We start from the raw sequence: 22372 nt of genomic DNA, 5'->3' as shown, positions 1-22372 counted from the left end.
CTGGCCTAAGCTATCGATTTGCCTTACATCTACCTTACAAGGTTGTAATTCGATCTTGCTCTTCGGCGAAGGCATGCCGGTGTTTTTTTGAATCAGAAAAGGAGCCAAGTCCTATGTCTAGTATCCTGATTGTTGAAGACGATCTTAAGCTGGCGCAGCTGCTTCAATCCTATATGGAGAAATACGGGTATCGAGCTGAAGCCGTCCAGGAGTTCGACCGGGTGATGGAGGTGTTCCAGGGCATTCGTCCGGATCTCGTGCTGCTCGACGTCAATCTGCCCCGTTACGACGGCTACTACTGGTGCAGGCAAATTCGCACGGTCTCCACCTGCCCGATTCTGTTTATCTCCGCCCGCGACGGCAAGATGGAGCAGGTCATGGCGCTGGAGAACGGGGCGGACGATTATATCGCCAAGCCCTTCGATTATGAAGTGGTCATGGCCAAGATCAAGAGCCAGCTTCGCCGTGCTTACGGCTCATACGCCCTGAGCAAGAGGGAACGGACCGTGGAATGCACAGGACTCGTGTTGTATCCCGAAAGGCTCGAGCTGACCTTTTCCGGCAAGACCGTAGATCTCAGTCCTAAAGAATCCTTGCTGATGGAAGCACTGATGGAAAGCAGCTCCAAGGTGGTCAGCCGCGATTGGCTTCTGAACAAGCTGTGGGACGGTCAACAGGTAGTTGACGACAACACGCTTAATGTCAATATCACGCGCATCCGCAAAAAATTATCCGAGCTCGGCGTTGAAGAAGCGTTGGAAACCGTGCGGGGAGCCGGGTATAAACTGCGGCCTTGCTGGAGGGAGGAGCCATGAGGCTGTTTTGGAGAGAGCATGTTCCGTTAGTGTTCATGTATGCCGGACAGCTTCTGCTGACGGTTTATATGTGCCGCTTATCCGGTTTCCGAAATACCTCCGATCTTGTGTACATCTGCTTGGTCAATACGGCCTTGTTCGCTTTTTACTTGATATACCGTTATATCCGCCATGTTCGATTTTATCGGAGACTGACTCGTCCTCTACAGTCCATTGACGAATCGGCCGAATTTGTCGGGAACGCACCCCTCGCGAATGCACTTGGGCATCTGCTCCAGGGAGAGTATCGACTTTATCAGAACGATATCGGGCGATACCGTAAGAAACTAAACGATCACATCACCTTTATCCATCAGTGGGTGCACCAGATGAAAACCCCGCTATCCGTTATGCACCTTGCGGTTCAGGAAGAAACCGACCCCTTCTTTGACAGCATGCGAGAGGAAATAGACAAGCTGAAGAAGGGGCTTGACACGGTGCTGTACACCTCACGATTGGATGCGTTCGAGCAGGATTTTGTGGCGGAGCCGGTGCATCTTCGTCAGCTGGTCGGGAAAGTGGCGGCTGAACACAAAAATTTATTTATCCGCAATAAGGTCTTTCCGGAAATCCAGGTGGATGACCGATTGATGGTCATGTCTGATGACAAGTGGCTTGCCTTCGCACTCGGCCAATTAATCACCAATGCGGTACGGTATTCGGCCGGCGCAAGCAGCCGTGTCCTGATTACCTCTGCTGTGCGAGGACAGCGAGCCGCTCTTGAGATTCGGGACAACGGCGCCGGAATCCCGAAGCAGGATATCAAGCGGGTGTTCGACGCGTATTTTACAGGGGAAAACGGAAGACGGTTCGGCGAATCCACCGGCATGGGGCTCTACCTGGTTCGGGAGATCGCCTCGCGGCTTGATCATCACGTCGAGCTTGAATCCGAGCAGGGACAAGGAACGGCAGTACGTATATGGATGGGAATCGCGCATGTTCAAGCTCCTTGAACATGCTTGGTTTTTTTATTACAGCATTGTAAGGTTGGTTTAAGAATCATCGATGGGATCACGACCCAGGATCGGTTATGATTATGCGAGAGAGCCTTGGACCTTCGAAATTCTGATGGTATGAAAGGAGGAATGTTTGATATGGATATGTTAATCGTGCGCAATCTGGGAAAAGTTTATGATGGCAGCATCGCGTATAGGGCGATGAGCGACATGAACCTGGTTGTCGAGAAAGGCGAGTTTGTCGGCATTATGGGGCCTTCAGGCAGCGGCAAAACAACGCTGCTGAACGTAATATCCACAATCGACACGCCTACCTCCGGGGAAGTGCTGATTCATGGGGAAAACCCCCATTTGTTATTGAAGCACGATCTGGCCCTGTTCCGCAGACGGAAGCTGGGCTTTGTCTTTCAGGATTTTAATCTGCTGGATACGCTGACCATCGGGGAAAATATCATTCTCCCTCTTACGCTGGATGGGAAAAGCGTGAAGGAGATGGACGCCAAGCTTCATCCGGTGGCCGAAAAACTGGGCATCACCCCAATTCTGAATAAACGAACCTACGAAGTGTCGGGAGGGCAGCGGCAGAGGGCCGCCATAGCAAGGGCCATCATACATTCCCCTTCGCTGCTGCTGGCCGATGAGCCGACGGGAAATCTCGATTCCAAGTCCTCACGCGATGTCATGGAAACGATGGAGGCCATCAACCATACCGATCATACGACCATGCTGCTGGTCACCCATGACGCTCTCGCGGCCAGCTACTGCCACAGGGTCGTATTCATCAAAGACGGTCGGCTCTATAATGAATTGCACCGGGGGAACAACCGGCAGGCCTTCTTCCAACAGATTATCGATATGCTTTCGCTAATGGGAGGGAATGCACATGAGCTTTCACCGCTTCGTGTCCTTTAAGAGGAGTCCCCGGCTTATCCTGTCCATGATGACCGTAACGGTAAGGGGGCGGGAGGGTCAATAAATGACGCTGCGACAATTTGCCTTCCGCAATGTTAGCCGGAACAAACGAACCTATGCCGCTTTTTTTCTGAGCAGCACGTTTTCGGTGATGATCTTTTTCATGTATGCTGTTTTTATTTTTCACCCTGCCATTCAAAATTCCGGATTCCATTGGTCGGCGGCTCGGGCAATGACGGTTGCGGAATATATCGTCTATGTGTTCTCGATCTTCTTCGTATTCTATTCCGTCAGTGCCTTCCTGAAATCCCGCAAACGGGAATTCGGTGTGCTCATCATGCACGGCATGACCTACAATCAGCTGCGAGGGATCGTCTTTATCGAAAGCATGGTGATCGGGTTCGCTTCCATTGCGGCAGGTCTTGCCGCCGGCCTGCTGTTCGCCAAGCTCTTCATGATGATCGGAGCCGATGTGATGCAGATGAGCCCGCTGCCATTCTACATGCCAAGCAAAGCCATTCTGCTCACGCTGTCCGCATTCGTGCTGTTGTTTCTCGTCATCTCCACGTTCACTGCCGCATTCGTACGGGCCAGCAAGCCGATCGATCTGCTGAAAGGCGGCGCCAAACCGAAGACGGAGCCCAAATCATCTGTTTTTCTTTCCATTACCGCGTTCTGTCTTCTTCTTGCCGGATACATCATATCGTTCCTGGTTAAAGGCGTCATGGTCGTTTTCGCTCTTTTGCCGGTCACGGTCATGGTCATCATCGGCACTTATTTGTTGTACACACAGTTGAGCGTGTTCGTGATTCACACTTTAAGAAGCAGCCGCGCTGTCTTTTTGCGCAAAACGAATGTGCTCGTTTTTTCCGATATGGCTTACCGCATGAAGGACAACGCGCGCATGTTCTTTCTCGTGACGATTGTGTCGACAGTCGCCATTTGTGCCATGGGCAGCATGATGGGATTTCTGGAAACCATCCACAAACAAATCTCGGATGCGTACCCGTTCGCCTATAACTACATTCAAACCACCGGTGATGCCGGGCAAGCAGCCCGTCAAACGAAAATAATCGAACAAGTGCTCAAAGAACGGGGAATTCGTTATGATAAATGGTCCGTCCATGTAGCGACCTTCGATTCGATCAATGGACAATCGCTGAACTTCATCCGCCTGTCCGAGTATACCAAGCTTGCCAATGCCTTGGATTACCCGGTACTATCGCTGCAGGGCAATGAAGCCGCGATCATCTGGACCATGAAAAACCGGCCGTTTCCGGAGCAAGAGTGGTCAGTAAAGGGAACATCCATCACATTCAACATGAAACAAACCGTCGGAAAGGCGCTCACGCCTCTCATTGTCGATGAGCCCCTGTTGATCGTTCAGGATCGGGTGCTTGACTCTCTTGGCCATCCGAAAAAAGAACAGCTTTTAACCGTTTACGATACGGACAGCGCCGATTCAACGGCGGACACGGGGGAGGCCATCGCCGGGCAGCTCGGATACGCACAAACCTCCGGTTTTTGGTTTGGATCTCCTGCCTATTTGGAGGAACAGATGAAGCGGGCCTATCATCTGATGCTTTTCGTCGGGTTGTTTGTCAGCTGCGTATTTTTTGCTGCATCGGGAAGCTTTCTATATTTCCGGCTGTTTACCGACCTGAACGATGACAAGCAGAAGTACCGTTCCCTAACGAAGATCGGACTGACCGACAAGGAGCTTGAGAAGGTGGCGAATCTACAGATGGCGCTGTTGTTTTTCGTACCGCTCGCGGTTGCGCTTCTCCACAGCTCGGTTGCGCTCTACGCTCTGCATAACCTGCTTCATTCGCCGGTGATTCATTCGGCCGTAACGGTCTGCATCGGGTTCCTTGCCGCGCAATTCCTGTACTTTCTACTGATCCGTGCCCGTTATGTAAAGCATTTGAAACAATCGGCGGGATTTAACTGATTGCTCCTCTTTCTGAAAGGACCGTCGGCTTGAAAGCGGAGCAAGACTTTAACAAAGGCGATTGATTCATCCAGACCATTTTGTGAAAAGAGAAATTTTTTTCCGTTGGCTTAGGTCATTCAGCCAACGAGAGACGATAGCACAACAACCAGGGAGCAGTTCGCCACGCGGCAACGGCTCCCTTCTTCATTGAAGTAACGGGCAGGATAGTTCCAATATATGGTATTATAAAGGGGTAACGAATGTATTATGAATATAAGGGCAACAGGAAACTCAAAACAAAAAAAGTAGTACTGGAGAAGTCGTATGCTTATCCATAATTATGAAAGGAAGGATGATGATAGTGGATGAGGTAGATGAGGACGTAAAGAATGGCCTTGCCAGTAAAAAGGCAGGTCTAATCACCATAATAGTCATCCTTGGTATTTTGAGTTTGTTTTCTGTATTCCCTATTATGCTGCATTTTGCTATGCCTTCTCTATTAAAAATGGATCGTGGGTATGTAACTTTGCCTAATAAATGGTTTGTTACTCAGACTTCGGATGGGGGACCGGGCCCTTATATTATTGAACGATCAGGAAAGGAAATAATATCACCAAACATTACTGAAATAGCTTGGTACCAAAACTATGTAATTTTTAAAAGAGTTCAACCTGATGATTCTGAGTCGGTGGGAGTAATCGATACCTCCCTCCGAAGGAAAAACCTTCATATCCTACAAAATACAAAAGAAAACCTGGAGTTCCTACATAATCAGTATGCAATTCCCCAAGAGATCAAACTAAAGCCAGTGGAAGAAGTGTGGTTCAAACTCAAGCGATAGGCAACGAATGTTAGTGCAATAAGCGCAGGGTAACGTGCTTACCAGACAAAGGGAGTGGCATACCGAGAGTTTAATAAAGAGCTAGGTGAAGTCAATTGAAAAAAGTAGTCAGGATATTTTGGGTGTTAACCTTAATATTATTTTTTTCCATTTTAGGTTACTTGGGGAAAGTTGGTACAAAATCAATTCAATCTACAGATTTATCAGGTGAAAACATCAATGGTATTACAATACTTCAAAGTATACATTCTGAGGAATTAATCAAGAAAAATATAACGCCTGTAAAGAGATTAGAGAATTTATTAGACTCTAATTATTATGAACTAAGTAACGGATTGATTATTGCAATAAATAAAGATGACCTAATTGAGAAGATAATTGTAACATCGTCGACAAGTAATAAAACTTTTAAGACGGCAAGAAGTATCTCTCTCGGAGATTCACTTGAGAAAGTCATTAAGACATATGGAGGCAACTACTATAAGCAGGAAAGCGAATTAACTTCTGAACCTATAACCGGATATATGGATATTGATGAAAAAATCAAAATAGAATTTTGGTCTTATGAAGGTAAAGTTGACGAGATAAGAATTGAACTTACTAATTATTAGAAGAAAATGGAATGAGTAATGAATATCTATTTCGGGTTATGTGCAAGAAGATGGATTAGTGGTACCAAGGACGGAGAGATTACTTGTGGGTCAAGATTTATGGAAAAACCGCTTGTTTCTGCTGCTTTGGATGGCACAAATGACTGCCAATATCGGGAATCAGTGTTACAGCTTTGCCCTGTTCTGGTATTTGTTGAAAACTACCAAATCAGGAACTGTTCTAAGCCTTCTGGCCATCCCGGAGATGGTGGCGGGTCTTTTGTTCTATTTGATCGGTGGCGTTCTCGCAGACAGATACAGTCCCCGGTGTCTGATGGTAGGCTCGGATATGGCACGGATTCTGGTTGCAATATCCGTAGGCATCATGGCGGCGATGGGAGTCGAACAATTATTATACTTTTTGGCGGCTCAATTTCTACTCGGTGTGTTCTCAAGCCTGTTTCAACCAGCCCGGACTGTCGCGTTGAAGACAGTAGTTCCGCTGGAGCAACTGGGCAGGGCCAATGCGATCCTGGACACGACAATGCGGATCATACGGATTTTGGCTCCGATGGCGATCGGTTTGTTCGCTTCATCATTACCGCTCTCCACCCTGTTCTTTGTCAATGCCGGCAGTTATCTCTTATCCGCCTGTTTTCTATACGCTATCCGGGGTTCGCTCCAAAACAAGCTCGGGACTGCGACAATCAAAATGACCCCGGTACAATATCTGCGGGATATTGTTGAAGGACTGGGTGAAATGAAACGAAGCCGCTGCCTTTTCCTCATCCTATTGTTCAGCAATCTGGGATTTCTCGTCTGGCAAGTATGCTGGAATGTGGGTTTCCCCTTTCTCGCAGATGGGATGGGACACGGTGAGGTCAGCACGCTTGCCGTACTGATCGGCTCTTATGGAATCGGCAATCTGCTGGGAAGCCTCTACATGGCACGTGCTCTCTACACCCGTCATTTATTCGTCATTTTGGTGGGATGGGCGCTTCAGTCCGTAGGATGCCTGCTCCTCACATTAGGAACCTCCCAGCACTGGATTGCCTACCTGGCGGCCGTTGTGGCCGGAGTGGGTGGTCCGTTGATCGGGATCCCGACTGTTACCGCCATTCAAATGAACACAACCGATGGAACCACAGGAAAGGTTTACGCTATCTACATGCTGATGTTCACGTTTTTCTGCATGCTTTCAAGCAGCTTGGGTGCCCTATGGCTGGGAAAGTGGCCCGTAGAGCAGTTGTTTCTGGTCAGTGGTCTATTTTTGGCCCTCATGACCGCCACAGGCTTTCTGCTTGAACGGCGAGGTACCGATGCACAAGTAAAACATCAATCCATTTCTCCTTAAGCAGAAATTCGTCCTTGACTCTAATTGGCTCCCAAAAAGATATCCTAATTATTAACTAGTGGGGAGAAGAACCTTTTCATTGAAACAGTCAGCCTTCATTGAACTATCTGGGAACGATAGCTGAGTAAAGATACCGCGGTAGCCGATTATCATAATTTTTTGCCTTTTTTTCGTTGGGGTAATGGGGCAGTTTAGCGTGGAATTAGCAAAGGAACGTACATTCGCTAATCTGTAGTTATACTTAACATATTTAGGGGGGGACGTTAAGGAATGCTTCGTTCTCGTTAAAGAGAATAGGGGGAATATATCCGATTGTTCGATGCGCGAAAACCACCGTTGCGGCCTGGTTCTGTATAGAGCGGAATACCCATCTCACTTATTCAGTCACTTTCGATGAGCCCTCCGTATGGAAACATTGAATTCATGAGCTACATCTTGAGCGGTAAAGGGGGACTGGAATTTACATACATAATAAGGTCGAACAGCAGCTTGTCTTTGGACATCAATGAAGCACTCCTTTCCTATTAACTATGACAATTATTGACATGTTATTATGATAAATTGTTTTATGCAAGATAAACATGTGTTGATTGGAGGAGGTAAGCATGAATAAGAGTCCAGATAAAATGAAAGCTGTAGTTCTGCATAGATTTGGCGGTCCAGAAGAGTTACGCCTGCAGGAGATCGATGTGCCTAAAATTGGTCCGGATGACGTGTTGATTCGATTAGCATATGCCGGTGTGGGAGAGTGGGACGCATTCGAACGACAAGGCGGATACGCGGAAATGCTAGGTACAAATCCGGAATTACCTTACATTCTCGGTTCGGAAGGATCTGGTACGGTTGTTGCACGGGGTGAGAAGGTTTCAAATGTGAACTTGGGAGATCTGGTCTATGCACCTGGGTTTCTGAATCCTAAAGGAGGCTTCTATGCAGAGTACGCAGCCGTTGAATCCCAACATGTGTCCCGTATTCCAGATGGATTAACCAAGCAGGAAGCTGCGGTCATATCTGGAGTCGGGATTACCGCTTTGCGCGGGCTGGAAGATGTACTGAAACTTCAACAAGCAGAGTCTGTTATGATTTTCGGTGCAAGCGGAGGGGTAGGACATATGGCGGTTCAGCTCGCGAGAAGCATGGGAGCCCGTGTATTTGCAATTGCTTCGGGTGAAGACGGTGTTGCCATGGTAAAGAAGCTTGGTTGTGATGCGGTTGTAAATGGTAAAGGCGGGGATATCACTTCGATGGCAATGAAATTTGCCCCAGATGGATTCGACGCTGCTCTGTTCACCGCAGCAGGAGAGACCGCGAATCATGCACTCGGTTGTATCCGTGCAAGCGGACGCGTCGCATATCCTCATGGGATACGCCCTGAATTACGGATATCCTCAGGAATCAGAGTAGAAGGATATAACGGCGAACCGGATCCTGAAATCATTGGCAGACTTCATCGCTACATCATCCAAGGTAGACTATCGGTTCACATCAGCCATACTTTTACTCTGGAGGATGCCTTTATAGCTCATGCAACGCTCAACAGCCATTACCTGGGGAAAATCTGTCTGCAAGTTAATCCCTAATGGAGATGCAGAGGGATGAATTGAAAAGCTAATAAAATAGCACTCTTAAGAGTTTAGTTTGAGCTCACAGGGGGCGATAGCTTCATTCACTACAACAGGGCGGCAGCCGCATATCGATCGGCAGCATTGTTGAAGTAAACTGGGAACGATAGCGTAATAATCCGGGAGCCGGGAGCGGATCTCCCGCCGCATGATAGCTAGAGGCTTCTGGAGTAAATCTGTATCTCATTCACAATAGGATGTTGACAAATGTATAGATGTCACCTATACTGTTCCAATAAATCCCATATTGCAAATGTGTTGATTAGAAATAGTAGAAGTGATCAAACTTTCAGAGAGCCGCTGGGTGGTGGAAAGCGGCAGTGCCGATCACTTTGAACTCGTCTATGAACAGCTTCCTGATAATGTAGGGGTAGCCGGGTTTCCGCCGTTACAAGGATAGATGGTGTTAGCCGTCGAAAAAAGATCATTTCGCATGTTGCGGAATGAATTAGAGTGGTACCGCGGGTTCAACCTCGTCTCTATTGCAGAGACGGGGTTTTTTTGTTGATTAAATTCCGGGTTTAATCAACCCCGCTTTATATAGATCATATTATTCATTTTGGAGGAATTGCAGATGAGCCGTAAGATTACCGTGCTTGACACAACGTTACGTGACGGGGAACAAGTTCCCGGTGCTAAAATGAATGCTAGTCAAAAAGTGGAGTTTGCCCAGCAGCTCAAGCGACTCCGTGTAGATATAATCGAGGCAGGTTTTCCAGCTTCTTCAGCAGGAGACTTTCAAGCGGTACAGGAGATTGTACGGAGCGTGGGCGACAGCGTATCCATTACTGCTTTGGCCAGAGCGGTTAAAAACGATATCGACGCGGTATATGAAAGTATCAAGCTGGCCCAAGACCCGCTCATCCATATTGTGCTCGGCACCTCGAACATCCATGTGGAGAAGAAATTCAGCAGATCCAAGGATGCCGTTTTGCAAATGGGAGTCGACGCCGTCAAATATGCCAAGACGCTGCTGCCTCAAGTGCAGTATTCTACAGAGGATGCATCCCGAGCCGATTTTGAATATCTGTGGAAAACCATCGAGGCCGTAGTCAAGGCCGGGGCCACTGTCATTAATGTTCCTGACACCGTTGGGTATGCGGAGCCTGAAGAATTCGGCGATTTGTTCCGCAGACTTAATGAACGCCTGAAAAACGTCGACGACAAAGTCATGCTAAGCGTACACTGCCATAACGATCTTGGGCTGGCCACGGCGAATACACTCAGCGCGATCAAGAACGGAGCGGATAAAATCGAGTGTACGATCAATGGGCTTGGTGAACGGGCGGGCAATACCTCTTTGGAGGAAGTGGTTATGGCGCTTAAGGTACGGGAGGACCGCTACCATTGTACAACCCGTATTCAAACAACGGAGCTGCTTCGTACCTCCAGACTGCTGACTTACTTGACGGGACTAGATGTACAGGTGAATAAGGCCATCACAGGCGATAATGCATTCGCCCATTCCTCAGGCATCCATCAGGATGGGCTGCTCAAAGATAAGAATGTCTATGAAATTATGTCGCCGGAAGAAGTAGGGGCGGAGAGCATGGAGTTGGTTTTGACGGCGCGTTCCGGTCGTCATGCATTTAAGCACGCTGTCCAAAAGATGGGCTTTGAACCAGGCGAAGATGCTGAGTTTGAAAAGCTGTTCGAGAGTTTTCTCGCTCTGGCCGATTTGAAAAAAGAAGTATATGATCACGATGTTTTCTACCTAATCCAGAGCCAACGGGAAAAAACGGAAAGCAGCTCTCCATTGTATGAACTGGGATCGTTTCAGGTCATAACAGGCGACCTTCATCCGACCGCTACGGTTGAATTGAAGCAGGGAGGCGTAACCTTGAAGGGGAGCGCCATCGGCGACGGACCGGTTGATGCTTTGTACAGCGCGATGAAAGCCTTGATTGGTCTGGATGTTCATTTAAAGCATTATAAAATAAATAGCATATCCGGCGGAAAAGAAGCCATAGGCAGAGTAAACATCCAAATCGATGTTCAAGGCAAAACCTATTCAGGACGCGCGATGGACACCGATATCATCAAAGCAAGCTCGCTTGCTTTCTTGAACGGCATCAACGCAGCACTGCTGGATGCAGCTCATAGCGAATTGGATAGTCAAAAATTATAAGGAGACTTAAAAACGCGGAGAACGGAAAAAACGGATCGTTTTTGAAATGTTGAGCCGATTGGGAATAAGAACAACCGGGAATAGCAGGAGAGTAAACGATAGATAAACAATCCTGGAGCAGTTCGCAGCAGCAGCTGCTCCGGCTTTTCAGAAACAGCAATTTTCGTTGGTCATAGCAACATTTATTCGCGCTCAGCGTCTATGCAGTATGAAATCATCTTCTGTGTAACTGGAGGATCGTTTATGAGAATGAGATTAGTCTGCTTTTCCTTTGCGTTATCTTTATGCTTCAATTTGTTAGCCCCTGGCGGAGCCGGTTTGGCATCTGAAGCAGGTTTGCGAGTGACCTTGCCGCAGTTTTCTGTGAAGCTGAATGGCAATGTGGTGGATAATCAATACAGAGAATATCCGCTGTTGGTCTATAAGGATATTACCTATTTTCCAATGACTTGGGACGATTCGAGGATGCTGGGACTGGAGTCGTATTGGTCACCGGAGAACGGACTCCACATTAACCAAGCCCAAGTGACCTCCTCCTATAATCCCTACAAGTCCGATCATCGCAATGCGACCGTCTACAACGCCCAGTTTCCATTAACGGCTATTACGATAAACGGCAGTTCGGTCGATAATTCACACGAAATGTACCCGTTATTAAGCTTCCGGGATGTTACGTATTTCCCGCTGACTTGGCGGTTTGCTCATGATGAGTTTGGGTGGGATTATCAGTGGAGTGACTCCGAGGGTCTAACCATTCAATCCCATCAAAGCGACTATCAAGCGCCTTCCTCCGTACCGTTGAACATCATTGACGGAAAATGGGCATTTGAGCACCAATATGAGAATGTAAGTTTTAATATACTTTATTCTACGGGTAATAACGTAGCTCCGAACCTCTTTTACCCTCGTGAAGGAGTTAATTTGGGTGAACCTGTTCCTTTGCGTCTCTCCCTTATCAATAGAACCCCAACTCCTGAGGCAGAAGTAACGGTAATCAACCATGATTTTGAGATACAAATTTTCAAAGATCAAGCATTGATATGGAGAGGTAAACCACCTGCGCCAGCAAATATCCCACTTAAAAACTTAGGGACGATGGGGATTCCGTTCCAATGGGATCAAAGGGATTCAGATGGAAAGCAAGTTCCTGCCGGTCAGTATTCCATTTATTTGCAAACCCCTACAACTATAGAATATACGGTTGATGGTAAAGAAGGCACATTTAAGGAGCATATTGAAAAGATGTCCGATAAAACTTTGGGCGGAGTATTTACCATTAAATAATGTGATTACAGTGAACGATTAAGTCCGAAGGGAGCAGGCCAGAACCGATAAATAATTAGGACGTGGCCCGTCTTCTGGCCAGCCATAAATGTATTATGCCGATTTTGTTCTGTGCGCCATTGGACGACAACGTTTATAATTCGCCGCCAGCACTCCTCATGATTTCCTTACGCCTTCAATTATTCTGATTCCGCCAGCTGCCTTTGCGCCTCTTTAATAAAGGCGGCTGCGACTGGGGAGACCATGCGCTGTGAGAGTACAGCTATTCCTATTCTACGAATAATAGGAGGATGTAACGGTTTAACCGCTACATTTGCTGGTACAGCCGGCAGTATCATGGAAGGTACGACGGACACTCCGATGCCTGCCTCAACCATGGAGACAATGGTGGAATTCTCCGCAACCTCGAGCTTCTTATTCAGGCTAAGCCCCTTCTCTTGAAAAGCACTCATCACAAGACGCTCACATCCGGATTTGAGCGAAAGAAACGGTTCATGTGTAAGCTGCTCGATGGAGATCAGCTCGTGCTCCCGCAAAGGATGGTTTGCCGGGAGTACGGCCACATAGGGATCGCTAAGCAGCTGCACGATGTCTAACCCCTCACTTGGATCAGCCAGAAATCCAAGGTCCACGATACCTGTCTTGAGCCATGCTTCAATCTCTGCATAACTCCCTTCAAAAAGAAGCAGTTCTACACCCGGGTAATGGCTCCGAAACGCTTGAAAAATACCTGGAATTACATGGGCCGAGAAACTGGGGAACGCACCGATCCGCAGGGTCCCGCTATTCACACCTCTTGATGCGGCCGCAGCTTGATTGATCTGTTCCTTATGATTCATGATCTCACGAACATGGGTTAAGATTTGTTCTCCCGTATCCGTCAGCTTAACGCCACCCCGATTGCGCGTGAAAAGAAGAATACCCAGCTCTTTCTCCAAATCACCGATGCTGTGGCTAACACCCGATTGGCTTGCATTCAAAAGCTCCCCTGCTCTGGTGAAACTGCCAGTCTGCACGACAGCAAGGAATACTTCTAATTGAAACAGTGTCATTGTCGCCCCTCACTCCCATGAATATTTCTTCATGTAGGATATGGTAAATTTTCATTTTACGCAGGATGGGAACTTCACTATCATGAAAAGTTAAAAGGGAGTGATTCATGACGAGGAAGCAGATACGAGTGTATCATGCTGATGCCGAACCTGCCAACGGGCTAAACCTGCACAGACGGCATATCTATTGCCGCCTACGGAGCCGAAGGCAAACTTTCGAATCCGTTTTCTTCACTCCGCAGGAAGAACTGCGGTTAACGGAAAGTCGAACTAAAAATCAGTTGAATGTCGGAGGGATCCCCATGGTGGAACTGATTAAGGACGTAATGGAAGACATGAATAAGCAGCTTGATCGAATCGAACGAAGCTTACATCTGCTAAACGATGAACTGATTTGGAGACGATTGAAAGATTCCATGAATAGTATAGGTAATATCTGCTTGCATTTGGCGGGAAACGAATATCAGAACTTTGTGAGCGCCATCGGCGGCAGACCGTTCATCCGGGAGCGTTCCCGCGAATTTACTACGGATGGGGGACTATCCAAGGAGGAGTTGATTGGCCTTCTACGCAGAACTCGATCCGAGTCGGAGCGTGTATTATTGGCTTTGGTCCAGGAGGATCTATCCCGGGAAGTCACCATCCGCTATGAACCAGAGGATTGGAGGCGCATGCACCGAAGTGATTCCCCTGTCGGTGAAACCTGCGATACCAGAGTCATCGGCCGACTTCTTGTGCAGGTATGCGCACACTACGGGTACCATGCGGGGCAGATTGTAGTGCTCACCAAAATGTTACGGGATACGAATGAGCATCTAACGGGCCAATACCACTAAACCCGGAGTATATAAACCATCGATCGCTTCTGCAGGTTACTAAATGGGGAAGGAAGGATGTTCGTGATCAAACTGGAACATTTCGAACGTACCGACTTTGCACAGCTTATAGAATGGATCGATTCACCAAAGTTTCTGTTTCAATGGGGAGGCCAAACGTTCAGCTTTCCATTAAATGAAGAACAATTGGAGGAATATATCAAAAACTCAAATACCCATGCTGCTGATGTCCTCATCTATAAGGTCGTACTTGAAGAAAATAAGGAGGTCGTTGGGCATATCCATTTACAAATCGATCGGATAAATGAAGCTGCAAGGATAGGTAAGGTGTTGGTTGGTAAAAGAAACTTAAGAGGACAAGGCATAGGGCAAATGATGATCAAAAAGGTATTACATATTGTTTTCGAAGAATTAAAATTACACAAAGTGAGTCTGGGTGTGTTAGAGTTCAATCTTTCGGCTATTGCATGTTACGAGAAAGCAGGGTTTGTAAAAGAAGGGTTAATCCGGGACAAACGAAGAATAGACAACGAGTTCTGGAGTGTGTGGGAAATGAGCATGTTAGAAAAGGAATGGCTGAAATAAATAAGAAAATTCATATTCAACAAGATTCGGCCCGATCGATAAGATAGGGCCGATTTTCTATTTGAGCGATCCATACAGCATCCTTGAAACAACTTGGTTGCTGTCGTACCAAATGTCTTTACTTTCTGTTTCGGCTTCGCAACAATTGGCGATCCTCGAAGCCATGTGGAATTAGACTGAACATAAAATGAAACAGCGGCCGACCAAGACTGAGAAATCGTCTTGGTCGGCCGCTGCTTTTATTAAACCCACGTTTCCTTTAGTTTGAGAATACGAGGACCGAGCTAGTCATATCATTAAAACCGCTTTTGCCAAATATTTGGAAGCTGGCAGTGAGACTCGGAATATCGCCTGAGAAGGTGCCTGTACTACGCCCCGAAAAACCTAGACCTTCGTATAACGACACTTTGTATTGGGATTGCCCGGTTGATGCTGCACGTGTGATGAGAAGGGAACTCGCTCTATCATTAAAGCTTAGTGATGCAAGGTCAGGCGTATTTGCAGTAATCTTTACCCAATCCCCATGGTAATAATCATGTTCGAATAAATATACACCAGTATATTCAGTATAATTTATGGTTCTTACTTTCAGAGAAGAGAGCCTATCATTACCGACCGCATCTTGGCCTAATTCATCTGACCCAAATCGAATTGTACTTTTTGCCCCTTGAAAATTGGAGTTATCATATACGGCAGCCTCATAATATAGACCTGAAGATGGGTTATTGATAATTTTAATGGAAGACGCAGAGTCATTAGGAATACCCAGAGAAGTTAAATCTGCGTAATCACCAACAGCCACACGGGTACATGCCCCGGAATAATGACCATCTTGGTAAATATAAACCCCAGGACTACCGTCACAAGCATAACCTCCGGCAGCCTCGACTTGACCCGCTGGCAATACATGTAGTGCTGCGATGGACAAGGCCGTTAACATCAATACTTTTGCTTTCTTAAGTAACATCATATGCCTCCTAAAGTTTGTGTTGTACTGCTAAAATGAATTAGTTACATATCGGAATAAGTTTCACCCCCTTCATAAATGGAAAGCTCATTTCACCGGCAAGGTTATAGTATCACTCTCGGATGGATGATATCTTTCCAATTCTTGTGGATTGTTTTAACTATTTTTGCTTTTTGCAGACCTTTCCGTGTGTAATCCGTGTGTAAACTTATCTCCTCACCTTAGTTGAATGGGGATACAAAATTCCATACGAACCGGCTGGAGATTTTCCCACGAGTTGTCCGGGAATATCGCAAGCATACGTCTACTTTCATCCCATTGATAAGGACTGAGTCGAAGCCATTGTAGTGACACCATATGTATGAGCGGGTGCAGCTCATCAATGTGTCCGGTCAGTGGAACAACGGCATACATCCCACCCTTAAGCGTAAGGGGCTGTATCTCTGTGGCAGAGGGGACGGTCTTTGATGTCGTGAAGCAAACCGCATAACGCTGCTTCGAATCCGGGGTAATATAAGGATCGTCAAGTATAGAAACAACCGCCTGACTGTCGTTCTCGATCTGTTCATGAACTCGCATCCAAGTATAGAGTCTGTCGAACTCTAGTTCGACAATCCGCTCGGCCACGTCACGGATAAGTGTCCCTACACGTTGAATGCAGGCCGCACGCCTTTCAGGAAGCCGCCGGATCGTGATTCCCAGGCTCCGGTACTTCTCTTCCATCTTCTCCTCCATTTCTCGAGTCAGGTAGCTCCCGGTCGCTTTAGCCACCCGCGCTTTATCATACCGCTCTTTGGTGGAGTCCATAGAATCCCTGTATTCGGAAGCGCTCATCCCCATATAGCGGCGGAACGTCCTCGCCAGATGAGCGGGAGAATGCAGACCGCAATCAAGCGCAATCTGGGTTAAGCTGCACTCCGGTTTATGATGGATCATTTTGATAACCAATTCCACCCTCAGCCGGTTTATGAACTGAAGCACATTCTCGTTCATCACGCGTTTGAATATACGATGAAAATGATGGACTGAAAAAGCGGAAACGTTGGCCAGTTCCTCTACGGTAAGCGGAGAAGCCAAATTCTCTTCGATGTAGCGGACCACCTGATATATCCGGACTTTATATTCTTTTTCCATACTACCGCAGTCTCCTTTACTATTTTTGGGCATAATTTTACCACAAAAAACCATTTCTTTGTTATTGGACTACATCTGGTTTTTATGGAAGAAGTCCGTTTTCCTTCGCCGTCTCGATGACCCTGTAGATCGCCGCATTTGCCTTCGCGCCGCGAGGCGTATTCGCAAATGACCAGTTCTTTCTCCCGATTACGAATGGCTTGATCGAGCGCTTACTGCGATTCTTATCGATCTCGAGCCGACCATCCCTTAGGAAGGCAGTCAATTTCCCCCAACTGGAAGCTTCATCGTGAGGCCACTTGCCCGATAGGCTGCGATACGTGTGTGCCAATCTTGTCTGCGTTGTTCTTCAGGTTAATCTCATGTATTTGATGCTTACTTTTCTATCCACTATTTGATACAAGCTTAATAAGCCCCGGGATCGTATCGTTATCGGTTGCCATCGTTTGCTGCCGGAGTGCATATGTCTATCATCGTTACAACTGTTATTTTGTTCGGCGGGAGTTTGCTATCGTTTGAAATAGTTTTAGTGGGGGTGTCCTGGTATGGTAAAATATTGAAATCATTCTCGAAAAAAATAGGAGGAAACCGCATGGGAGAACCAATCGTCCAAATGGAGTCCCTGACGCCGATCCTGCGAATATTCGACGAGGAGAAGGCAAAACAATTTTATTTGGGATTTTTAGAATTTCAACTCGACTGGGAGCACCGCTTTGAAGCTGATTTTCCGCTGTATATGCAAGTCTCTTGTGGGCCATGCGTCATTCATTTGTCGGAACACCATGGTGATTGTACCCCTGGAGCGGCGCTCAGAATTGAAGTCAAGGGAATTCGGGAGCTGCATGCGAAGTTATTGTCCAAAGGGTATAAATATGCCCGGCCCGGCCTGGAAGAGGCGCCATGGGGCGGTTTGGAGATCCGAGTGGACGACCCATTCGGTAACCGGTTAACCTTTTATCAAGGAGACTGAACTAACGACGATTATCGCAATAACGAGGCGCGGCAGATGATTCCTGGTTTAACAGGATAAAGAGCACGCTGAACAGTGGATGTGCGGTATGAAAATATTCATTGTGAGCAGCTTAGACATCTTATCGGCGAATGATCAGCTCCATAACATCAGAAGAAGGCTGCCGGCATGGTTCGGCAGCCTCGTTACGTTACCGGTCAGAATAGTGCAACAATCACCCAACAATTCCCGTCAGAGTCATGTGGGATATTATGGATTATTAAGGGAGATGAGTAGTGAATTATAAGAAATTTGTTCAATGCACAAGATCTATAGTCAGCTTTACAGTCATGATCGCAGTTATCATGGCGATAACGGGTATCTCTGAGCCTGCAGCAGTAAGGGCTGAGAGTGCCAGCATTGATACGGCTAAGATTGATAATCTAATGGATACAGCAATGACTAGACTTCGAATACCGGGAGCTTCCTTGGGTATTGTTGTTAAAGGTGATCAGTTGATTTATCAAAAAGGGTACGGAATTGCAGGCCCAGAAAATAATCCGGTTACACCTCAGACTTCCTTTGTTATCGGCTCTGTTAGTAAATCTTTTACAGCAATGGCCATCATGCAGTTGGTCGATCAAGGCAAGATTGATTTGGAGTCACCTGTACAGAACTACTTGCCGTGGTTTCAAGTTGCGGACGCCGAGGCCTCCCAAAAAATAGCAGTCAAACATTTGCTCCACCAAACCAGCGGTCTTTCTACATATGACGGACAAGCCTCGCTAACAAAAGGAAATAAGCCAATAGAGCAGCACATTCGAGAGCTTAGCCGGACCCAACTTACTGAGCCTGTAGGTACCGTATTTCAATATTCGAATTTGAACTACGATATTCTTGGCGGAATTATTGAGGCTGTATCCGGCATGACCTATGCCGAATATATAGAGAAGAATATTTTTAGACCACTGAGCATGGACCACAGCAGTGCTTCTCCTCAAGGGAGCAGCAATCTGGCCTCAGGGTATCAGCCTGTTTTCGGCTTCATGCTCCCAACAAAGCAGTTAAATCATGAGGGAACCGTTCCGTCCGGATATTTAATTTCGAGTGCGGAAGATATGTCCAAGTACTTAATCGCTCAAATGAATCATGGTCGTTTCCAAAACAAAACCATCGTATCCGAACAAAGCGCAGCTCTTATGCATCAACCAGCCGCCGCCATGTGGGGCGATCAATTCTATGCCATGGGGTGGGCGGTCGACAAAAACATAAACATGATCTATCATGACGGATCTACGGAGAATACCTATTCGAAGATGATCATAGATGGTGATTACGGCGTTATCCTGCTTATCAATTCTGTAGATTTCTTTCATATTGATTCTTATGACCAATTGATGGTCGGGGTAAACAGCATTCTCCACGGTAAAGAACCCTCAATAAATATCGCCAATCCTACTAAAACCTATCTGATCATAGGATTCGTTGCATTGGCAATCATAGGATATATTGTTTATTCCGTATACGGCATTTTCGTATGGAAATCCAAATTTAAATCAACAAAATTAAAGCTTGTATTCCATGTATCGGAAATCCTGCTGATCAATCTTTCTATTCCAATTATGATCTTGCTTTTTTTACCGAAACTGGTAGTTCCTTGGTCAGTTATTTTTGTGTTCCTCGTTGGACTCGGCCATTTCATGTTTTTTGTACCCATGATTTTGCTGGTTCTTGGAGTCATGAAAACAATACTCCTTACCAAAAGTATTCGGCTTTACAAGCATGTTGTACAGGCATAATCCAGTGTCACTTTTTTCTCCAAGCCGAACGGTATGTATTGTGACTAACTTTCTTTTCTCTGGGTACCGTATTCAGGTAGACCCAGGAAAGGAGGGGAGCAGGATGTCGAGAAACACGACGAACAACAACGGCAAAGGAAGACAGCCGGGCAACAACCAGGACTCCGACGCAGCCGAGTCGACGAAGGAGAAGAAGTAAACAGCATGAACCATTGAAGTCCTAAAAGAAGCCCCGAACGGGATCTTTTAGGGCTTCTTCTGCTGCGGCTGTTTGTGTGTCAGCTCATCGGATGAAACGACGCTCAGCTTGAGGAGATAGGCCCAAGGTGCTTTTTGGGCAGATTGAAGCGGATCGGTACTGACGCCTGTGCCACCAACCAATGCGAAGATATAAGCTCCCTCGGATTCCGGGGCGGTCAACGGCTGACTTATGGGACTCCAGATGTGATCCATGCTCTCGGCAGTGAAAGGAAAGGTAGCGCTGATGGAAGAGTAACCGCTGCTGCCCGGAACAGCATAAGTGGTTTTTATTTTCCAGGCGGATTCCTTTTCCAAAGAGAGATGTTGAATCGAATAGAGGAGTTCGCCGGTCTTGGGAGGCGTGTCCGGGGGGCTTAGATGAAAGTTAAATATTGCTTGTGCCCCTTTATTCTCCCCATCTTCCCACAATTCCACTTCAGCAAGCAGAAACTTATCCGCTGCGGTGCTGCGAATCCGCACCCCAGCGGCATTGCCGTCGACGAGGCCCTTGAATTTGGCGTTGTTCCCCTGGAAGGGATCGAAAGGCTCGATCGAGAACTGGCCGGGCGGGGGAGTGTTTTTCACACTGGGAAAGGACTTGCCGGTAACCTCGCAGGAGGAGAGCAGAGGAAGGAGCAGTCCGAGCGCCAGGCCCAAAAGGGACGGATTACGATACGATGATAAGCGGGTGGGTACCATGGAGCGGCCTCCTTTGCTGCTGTATTCTTCTATAAATATAGACCGGCATAGGGGGCGAAAAGTTACACAAAAGTTACAGAAAGGAGCCGGCTGTCACCGGCATAAACCTGCAGACAGCAAAAAGGACGCTACCCCAGCGTCCCGGTGTAAAACTCGGTTTCCCTCCGGATATGCTCGACGAAAACCAGCGGCAGCTTATCGAGCACGAGATTGCCGGCTTCAAGCTGTTCCAGCTCACGAAGCGACACTAGGAAAGCCTGGGTCTCCCGCCGGACGATCTCCCTAAAGCGGGTAATGGCGGGAAAATCGGTGAGCCCGGTCCGCAGGAATCCGGCCAGCTCGACTGCATAGGCATACGCATCTTCGAAGCGCTGGGCATGGCCGATGTAGGTGCGGACGAGCTCTTTTTCCACCTCGTCGAGGGCTCCTTGGATGACAAAGGCGTCACCGGCGAGAACAGGCAGCCAGAGCAGATGGCTTCGAAGCTGCGGATCGGTGCTGCCTGAGCCTGGAGAGCTGCCGAGCACGCGCAGGGCTTCTTCGTTCTCCGACACGGTGTGGCTGATATAAGTCGGGGTGAGCAGGATGCCGAGCCCCTCGGTGAGCTGTCTTCTCAGCAGATGCAGCAGAAACATCCGCATGGACTCCGCACCGGGCAGCAGCAGCCGCGGATTGGCGGCGGGACCTTCCTTCAGCCGCGTATCGAACCAGCGCAGGTAATACAGCGCCCTCTGGCGTTCGGCCTCTTCCTGGGGCGAAAGCGTATCGTATACGAACAGCGCGTGGTCCCGCAGATTCCGGGTCCAGAAGGCGGCTGTGTCGGCGTTCAACATCATTCGTTCCTCCCTTCGGGCAGACATCACACGTCTTGTATCATATGTATGTCGCACGGGGTAGGATGATGTCGGCTGAGGCCGAAGTGCCTGGCTTGGCTAGCGGCGGGGAGGTGCTTTAGCGGCGCTCCTGCTGCCCCGGGGGGCGTTCCGCTTTGGGCAGGTTCCGGCAGACGAGCAGGTAGGATTCGTCCAGCATGTCCAGCATCTCGCTGTCGCTTAAGCTGCCGTCGAGCAGAACGGTGTTCCAGTGCCGCTTGTTCATGTGGTAGCCGGGAAGGATGGTGTCCGGATGACTCTCCCGCAGGACCCAGTTGGTCTCGGGGTCCCCTTTGAGATTGACGCTGGGCCGACCGCCATGGGTGCTCAGGAGGGCAAACATCCGGGAGCCGACAAAGAGCACCGGCATCGCCGGATCGAACGGATATCGGAGGCTGACGCCCGGCTTGGCCAGTCCCTGTTCGATGAGATCTGCATGATTCATGCGCGCGGTCTCCTTTTCATATAAATTCGGTCAGTGACAAGCAGGTAATGCAAAGCCGCCGATGCTGTCTACTTGAGCATACCTGATCCTGCTCTTGTTGAACAGATTGCGAAAGCGGGGCCCGAGGTACGCATGGCTTGTGAGACGGGGATCGATAAGGAAGACGATACAGTTCGTTAGAGCAGGGCCAGGTCTGGAATGGAGGGGGTGCCGGTTCACTCAGAAGAAAAGAAGGGATCCCCGCGGTGCGGTTGGCCTGAAGCCCGGCTGTGCGGTAGACAGCTTCGGAACGGACGTGCTATCATGAAGAGCAGTGCAGG

Annotated in this window: 21 protein-coding genes, 1 pseudogene and 1 other annotated feature; of the genes and pseudogenes, 14 read left to right on the top strand and 8 right to left on the bottom strand. The window is 47.9% G+C overall.

Annotation, left to right across the window (positions count from 1 at the left end):
* The first annotated feature begins 113 nt into the window (after positions 1 to 113).
* The 3 genes from ACP26L_RS30785 (at position 114) to ACP26L_RS30775 (ending at position 2722) form a co-directional block, all read left to right on the top strand.
* The gene (locus ACP26L_RS30785) at positions 114 to 815 is read left to right on the top strand and encodes a response regulator transcription factor (protein WP_426449298.1); all 702 of its coding nucleotides are present in this window, start codon (positions 114 to 116) and stop codon (positions 813 to 815) included.
* A gap of 35 nt (positions 816 to 850) precedes the next feature.
* A complete protein-coding gene (locus ACP26L_RS30780; RefSeq protein ID WP_426449296.1) occupies positions 851 to 1807 on the top strand; it encodes a sensor histidine kinase in 957 nt (318 codons plus the stop codon).
* Positions 1808 to 1948: 141 nt separating this feature from the next.
* Positions 1949 to 2722, top strand: coding sequence for an ABC transporter ATP-binding protein (locus ACP26L_RS30775; protein ID WP_426455166.1), 774 nt, complete (start codon positions 1949 to 1951; stop codon positions 2720 to 2722).
* On the opposite strand, the gene ACP26L_RS30770 is transcribed toward ACP26L_RS30775, so the two are convergent.
* Entirely contained in the window at positions 2658 to 3065 is a 408-nt protein-coding gene (locus ACP26L_RS30770; protein ID WP_426455246.1) for a hypothetical protein, read from the bottom strand. The genes ACP26L_RS30775 and ACP26L_RS30770 overlap by 65 nt on opposite strands.
* Between ACP26L_RS30770 and ACP26L_RS30765 the strand changes: the two genes are divergently transcribed.
* The 7 genes from ACP26L_RS30765 to ACP26L_RS30735 all read left to right on the top strand — a co-directional run bounded on the left by ACP26L_RS30765 (position 2955) and on the right by ACP26L_RS30735 (position 12474).
* Complete coding sequence (locus ACP26L_RS30765; RefSeq protein WP_426449294.1) at positions 2955 to 4673, top strand: FtsX-like permease family protein; 1719 nt, start codon at positions 2955 to 2957, stop codon at positions 4671 to 4673. The two genes, ACP26L_RS30770 and ACP26L_RS30765, sit on opposite strands and share 111 nt — an antisense overlap.
* A gap of 343 nt (positions 4674 to 5016) precedes the next feature.
* Positions 5017 to 5496, top strand: coding sequence for a hypothetical protein (locus tag ACP26L_RS30760; protein ID WP_426449292.1), 480 nt, complete (start codon positions 5017 to 5019; stop codon positions 5494 to 5496).
* Positions 5497 to 5591: 95 nt separating this feature from the next.
* A complete protein-coding gene (locus ACP26L_RS30755) occupies positions 5592 to 6107 on the top strand; it encodes a hypothetical protein (protein ID WP_426449291.1) in 516 nt (171 codons plus the stop codon).
* Positions 6108 to 6192: 85 nt separating this feature from the next.
* Positions 6193 to 7440, top strand: coding sequence for an MFS transporter (locus ACP26L_RS30750; protein WP_426449289.1), 1248 nt, complete (start codon positions 6193 to 6195; stop codon positions 7438 to 7440).
* Between the two features lie 605 nt (positions 7441 to 8045).
* Positions 8046 to 9020, top strand: coding sequence for a quinone oxidoreductase family protein (locus ACP26L_RS30745; RefSeq protein ID WP_426449287.1), 975 nt, complete (start codon positions 8046 to 8048; stop codon positions 9018 to 9020).
* Between the two features lie 291 nt (positions 9021 to 9311).
* Positions 9312 to 9546: a binding site (T-box leader), on the top strand.
* 90 nt (positions 9547 to 9636) lie between these two features.
* Positions 9637 to 11190 carry a 2-isopropylmalate synthase gene (locus tag ACP26L_RS30740; protein WP_426449285.1) on the top strand — a complete coding sequence of 518 codons (1554 nt, stop codon included), beginning with the start codon at positions 9637 to 9639 and terminating at the stop codon, positions 11188 to 11190.
* 243 nt (positions 11191 to 11433) lie between these two features.
* Positions 11434 to 12474: a hypothetical protein gene (locus ACP26L_RS30735; RefSeq protein ID WP_426449283.1), complete on the top strand. Its 1041-nt coding sequence runs from the start codon at positions 11434 to 11436 to the stop codon at positions 12472 to 12474.
* A 179-nt stretch (positions 12475 to 12653) separates the two neighbouring features.
* Here ACP26L_RS30735 and ACP26L_RS30730 read toward each other — a convergent pair whose 3' ends face one another.
* A complete protein-coding gene (locus ACP26L_RS30730) occupies positions 12654 to 13526 on the bottom strand; it encodes a LysR family transcriptional regulator (protein WP_426449281.1) in 873 nt (290 codons plus the stop codon).
* 302 nt (positions 13527 to 13828) lie between these two features.
* Here ACP26L_RS30730 and ACP26L_RS30725 point away from each other — a divergent pair, with 302 nt between their 5' ends.
* Both ACP26L_RS30725 and ACP26L_RS30720 read left to right on the top strand, forming a co-directional pair.
* Positions 13829 to 14362, top strand: coding sequence for a DUF1572 family protein (locus ACP26L_RS30725; RefSeq protein WP_426449279.1), 534 nt, complete (start codon positions 13829 to 13831; stop codon positions 14360 to 14362).
* 57 nt (positions 14363 to 14419) lie between these two features.
* The gene (locus ACP26L_RS30720; RefSeq protein ID WP_426449277.1) at positions 14420 to 14947 is read left to right on the top strand and encodes a GNAT family N-acetyltransferase; all 528 of its coding nucleotides are present in this window, start codon (positions 14420 to 14422) and stop codon (positions 14945 to 14947) included.
* Positions 14948 to 15206: 259 nt separating this feature from the next.
* Here the strand turns inward: ACP26L_RS30720 and ACP26L_RS30715 are convergent, their stop codons facing one another.
* The 3 genes and pseudogenes from ACP26L_RS30715 to ACP26L_RS30705 form a co-directional block, all read right to left on the bottom strand.
* A complete protein-coding gene (locus tag ACP26L_RS30715) occupies positions 15207 to 15914 on the bottom strand; it encodes a hypothetical protein (RefSeq protein WP_426449276.1) in 708 nt (235 codons plus the stop codon).
* Between the two features lie 216 nt (positions 15915 to 16130).
* Positions 16131 to 17048: an AraC family transcriptional regulator gene (locus ACP26L_RS30710; RefSeq protein ID WP_426449274.1), complete on the bottom strand. Its 918-nt coding sequence runs from the start codon at positions 17046 to 17048 to the stop codon at positions 16131 to 16133.
* Between the two features lie 85 nt (positions 17049 to 17133).
* Positions 17134 to 17379, bottom strand: a pseudogene (locus ACP26L_RS30705) (IS66 family transposase); the annotation flags it as partial.
* A gap of 261 nt (positions 17380 to 17640) precedes the next feature.
* Between ACP26L_RS30705 and ACP26L_RS30700 the strand changes: the two are divergent.
* Together ACP26L_RS30700 and ACP26L_RS30695 are read left to right on the top strand one after the other, a co-directional pair.
* Complete coding sequence (locus tag ACP26L_RS30700) at positions 17641 to 18018, top strand: glyoxalase superfamily protein (RefSeq protein ID WP_426455164.1); 378 nt, start codon at positions 17641 to 17643, stop codon at positions 18016 to 18018.
* Positions 18019 to 18293: 275 nt separating this feature from the next.
* Positions 18294 to 19796, top strand: coding sequence for a serine hydrolase domain-containing protein (locus ACP26L_RS30695; RefSeq protein WP_426449272.1), 1503 nt, complete (start codon positions 18294 to 18296; stop codon positions 19794 to 19796).
* A 246-nt stretch (positions 19797 to 20042) separates the two neighbouring features.
* On the opposite strand, the gene ACP26L_RS30690 is transcribed toward ACP26L_RS30695, so the two are convergent.
* The 3 genes from ACP26L_RS30690 to ACP26L_RS30680 form a co-directional block, all read right to left on the bottom strand.
* Positions 20043 to 20735 (bottom strand): hypothetical protein, encoded by a 693-nt coding sequence (locus tag ACP26L_RS30690; protein WP_426449270.1) that lies wholly within the window; start codon positions 20733 to 20735, stop codon positions 20043 to 20045.
* A 128-nt stretch (positions 20736 to 20863) separates the two neighbouring features.
* The gene (locus tag ACP26L_RS30685) at positions 20864 to 21568 is read right to left on the bottom strand and encodes a DUF2935 domain-containing protein (protein WP_426449268.1); all 705 of its coding nucleotides are present in this window, start codon (positions 21566 to 21568) and stop codon (positions 20864 to 20866) included.
* A 118-nt stretch (positions 21569 to 21686) separates the two neighbouring features.
* The gene (locus tag ACP26L_RS30680; protein WP_426449266.1) at positions 21687 to 22052 is read right to left on the bottom strand and encodes an MmcQ/YjbR family DNA-binding protein; all 366 of its coding nucleotides are present in this window, start codon (positions 22050 to 22052) and stop codon (positions 21687 to 21689) included.
* Between the last annotated feature and the right edge of the window lie 320 nt (positions 22053 to 22372).

The organism is Paenibacillus sp. S-38, assembly GCF_049942825.1.
Lineage (GTDB): Bacteria > Bacillota > Bacilli > Paenibacillales > NBRC-103111 > Paenibacillus_G.
The sequence above is the reverse complement of the archived record's forward strand: the minus strand, read 5'-3'. Positions and strand labels throughout refer to the sequence as shown.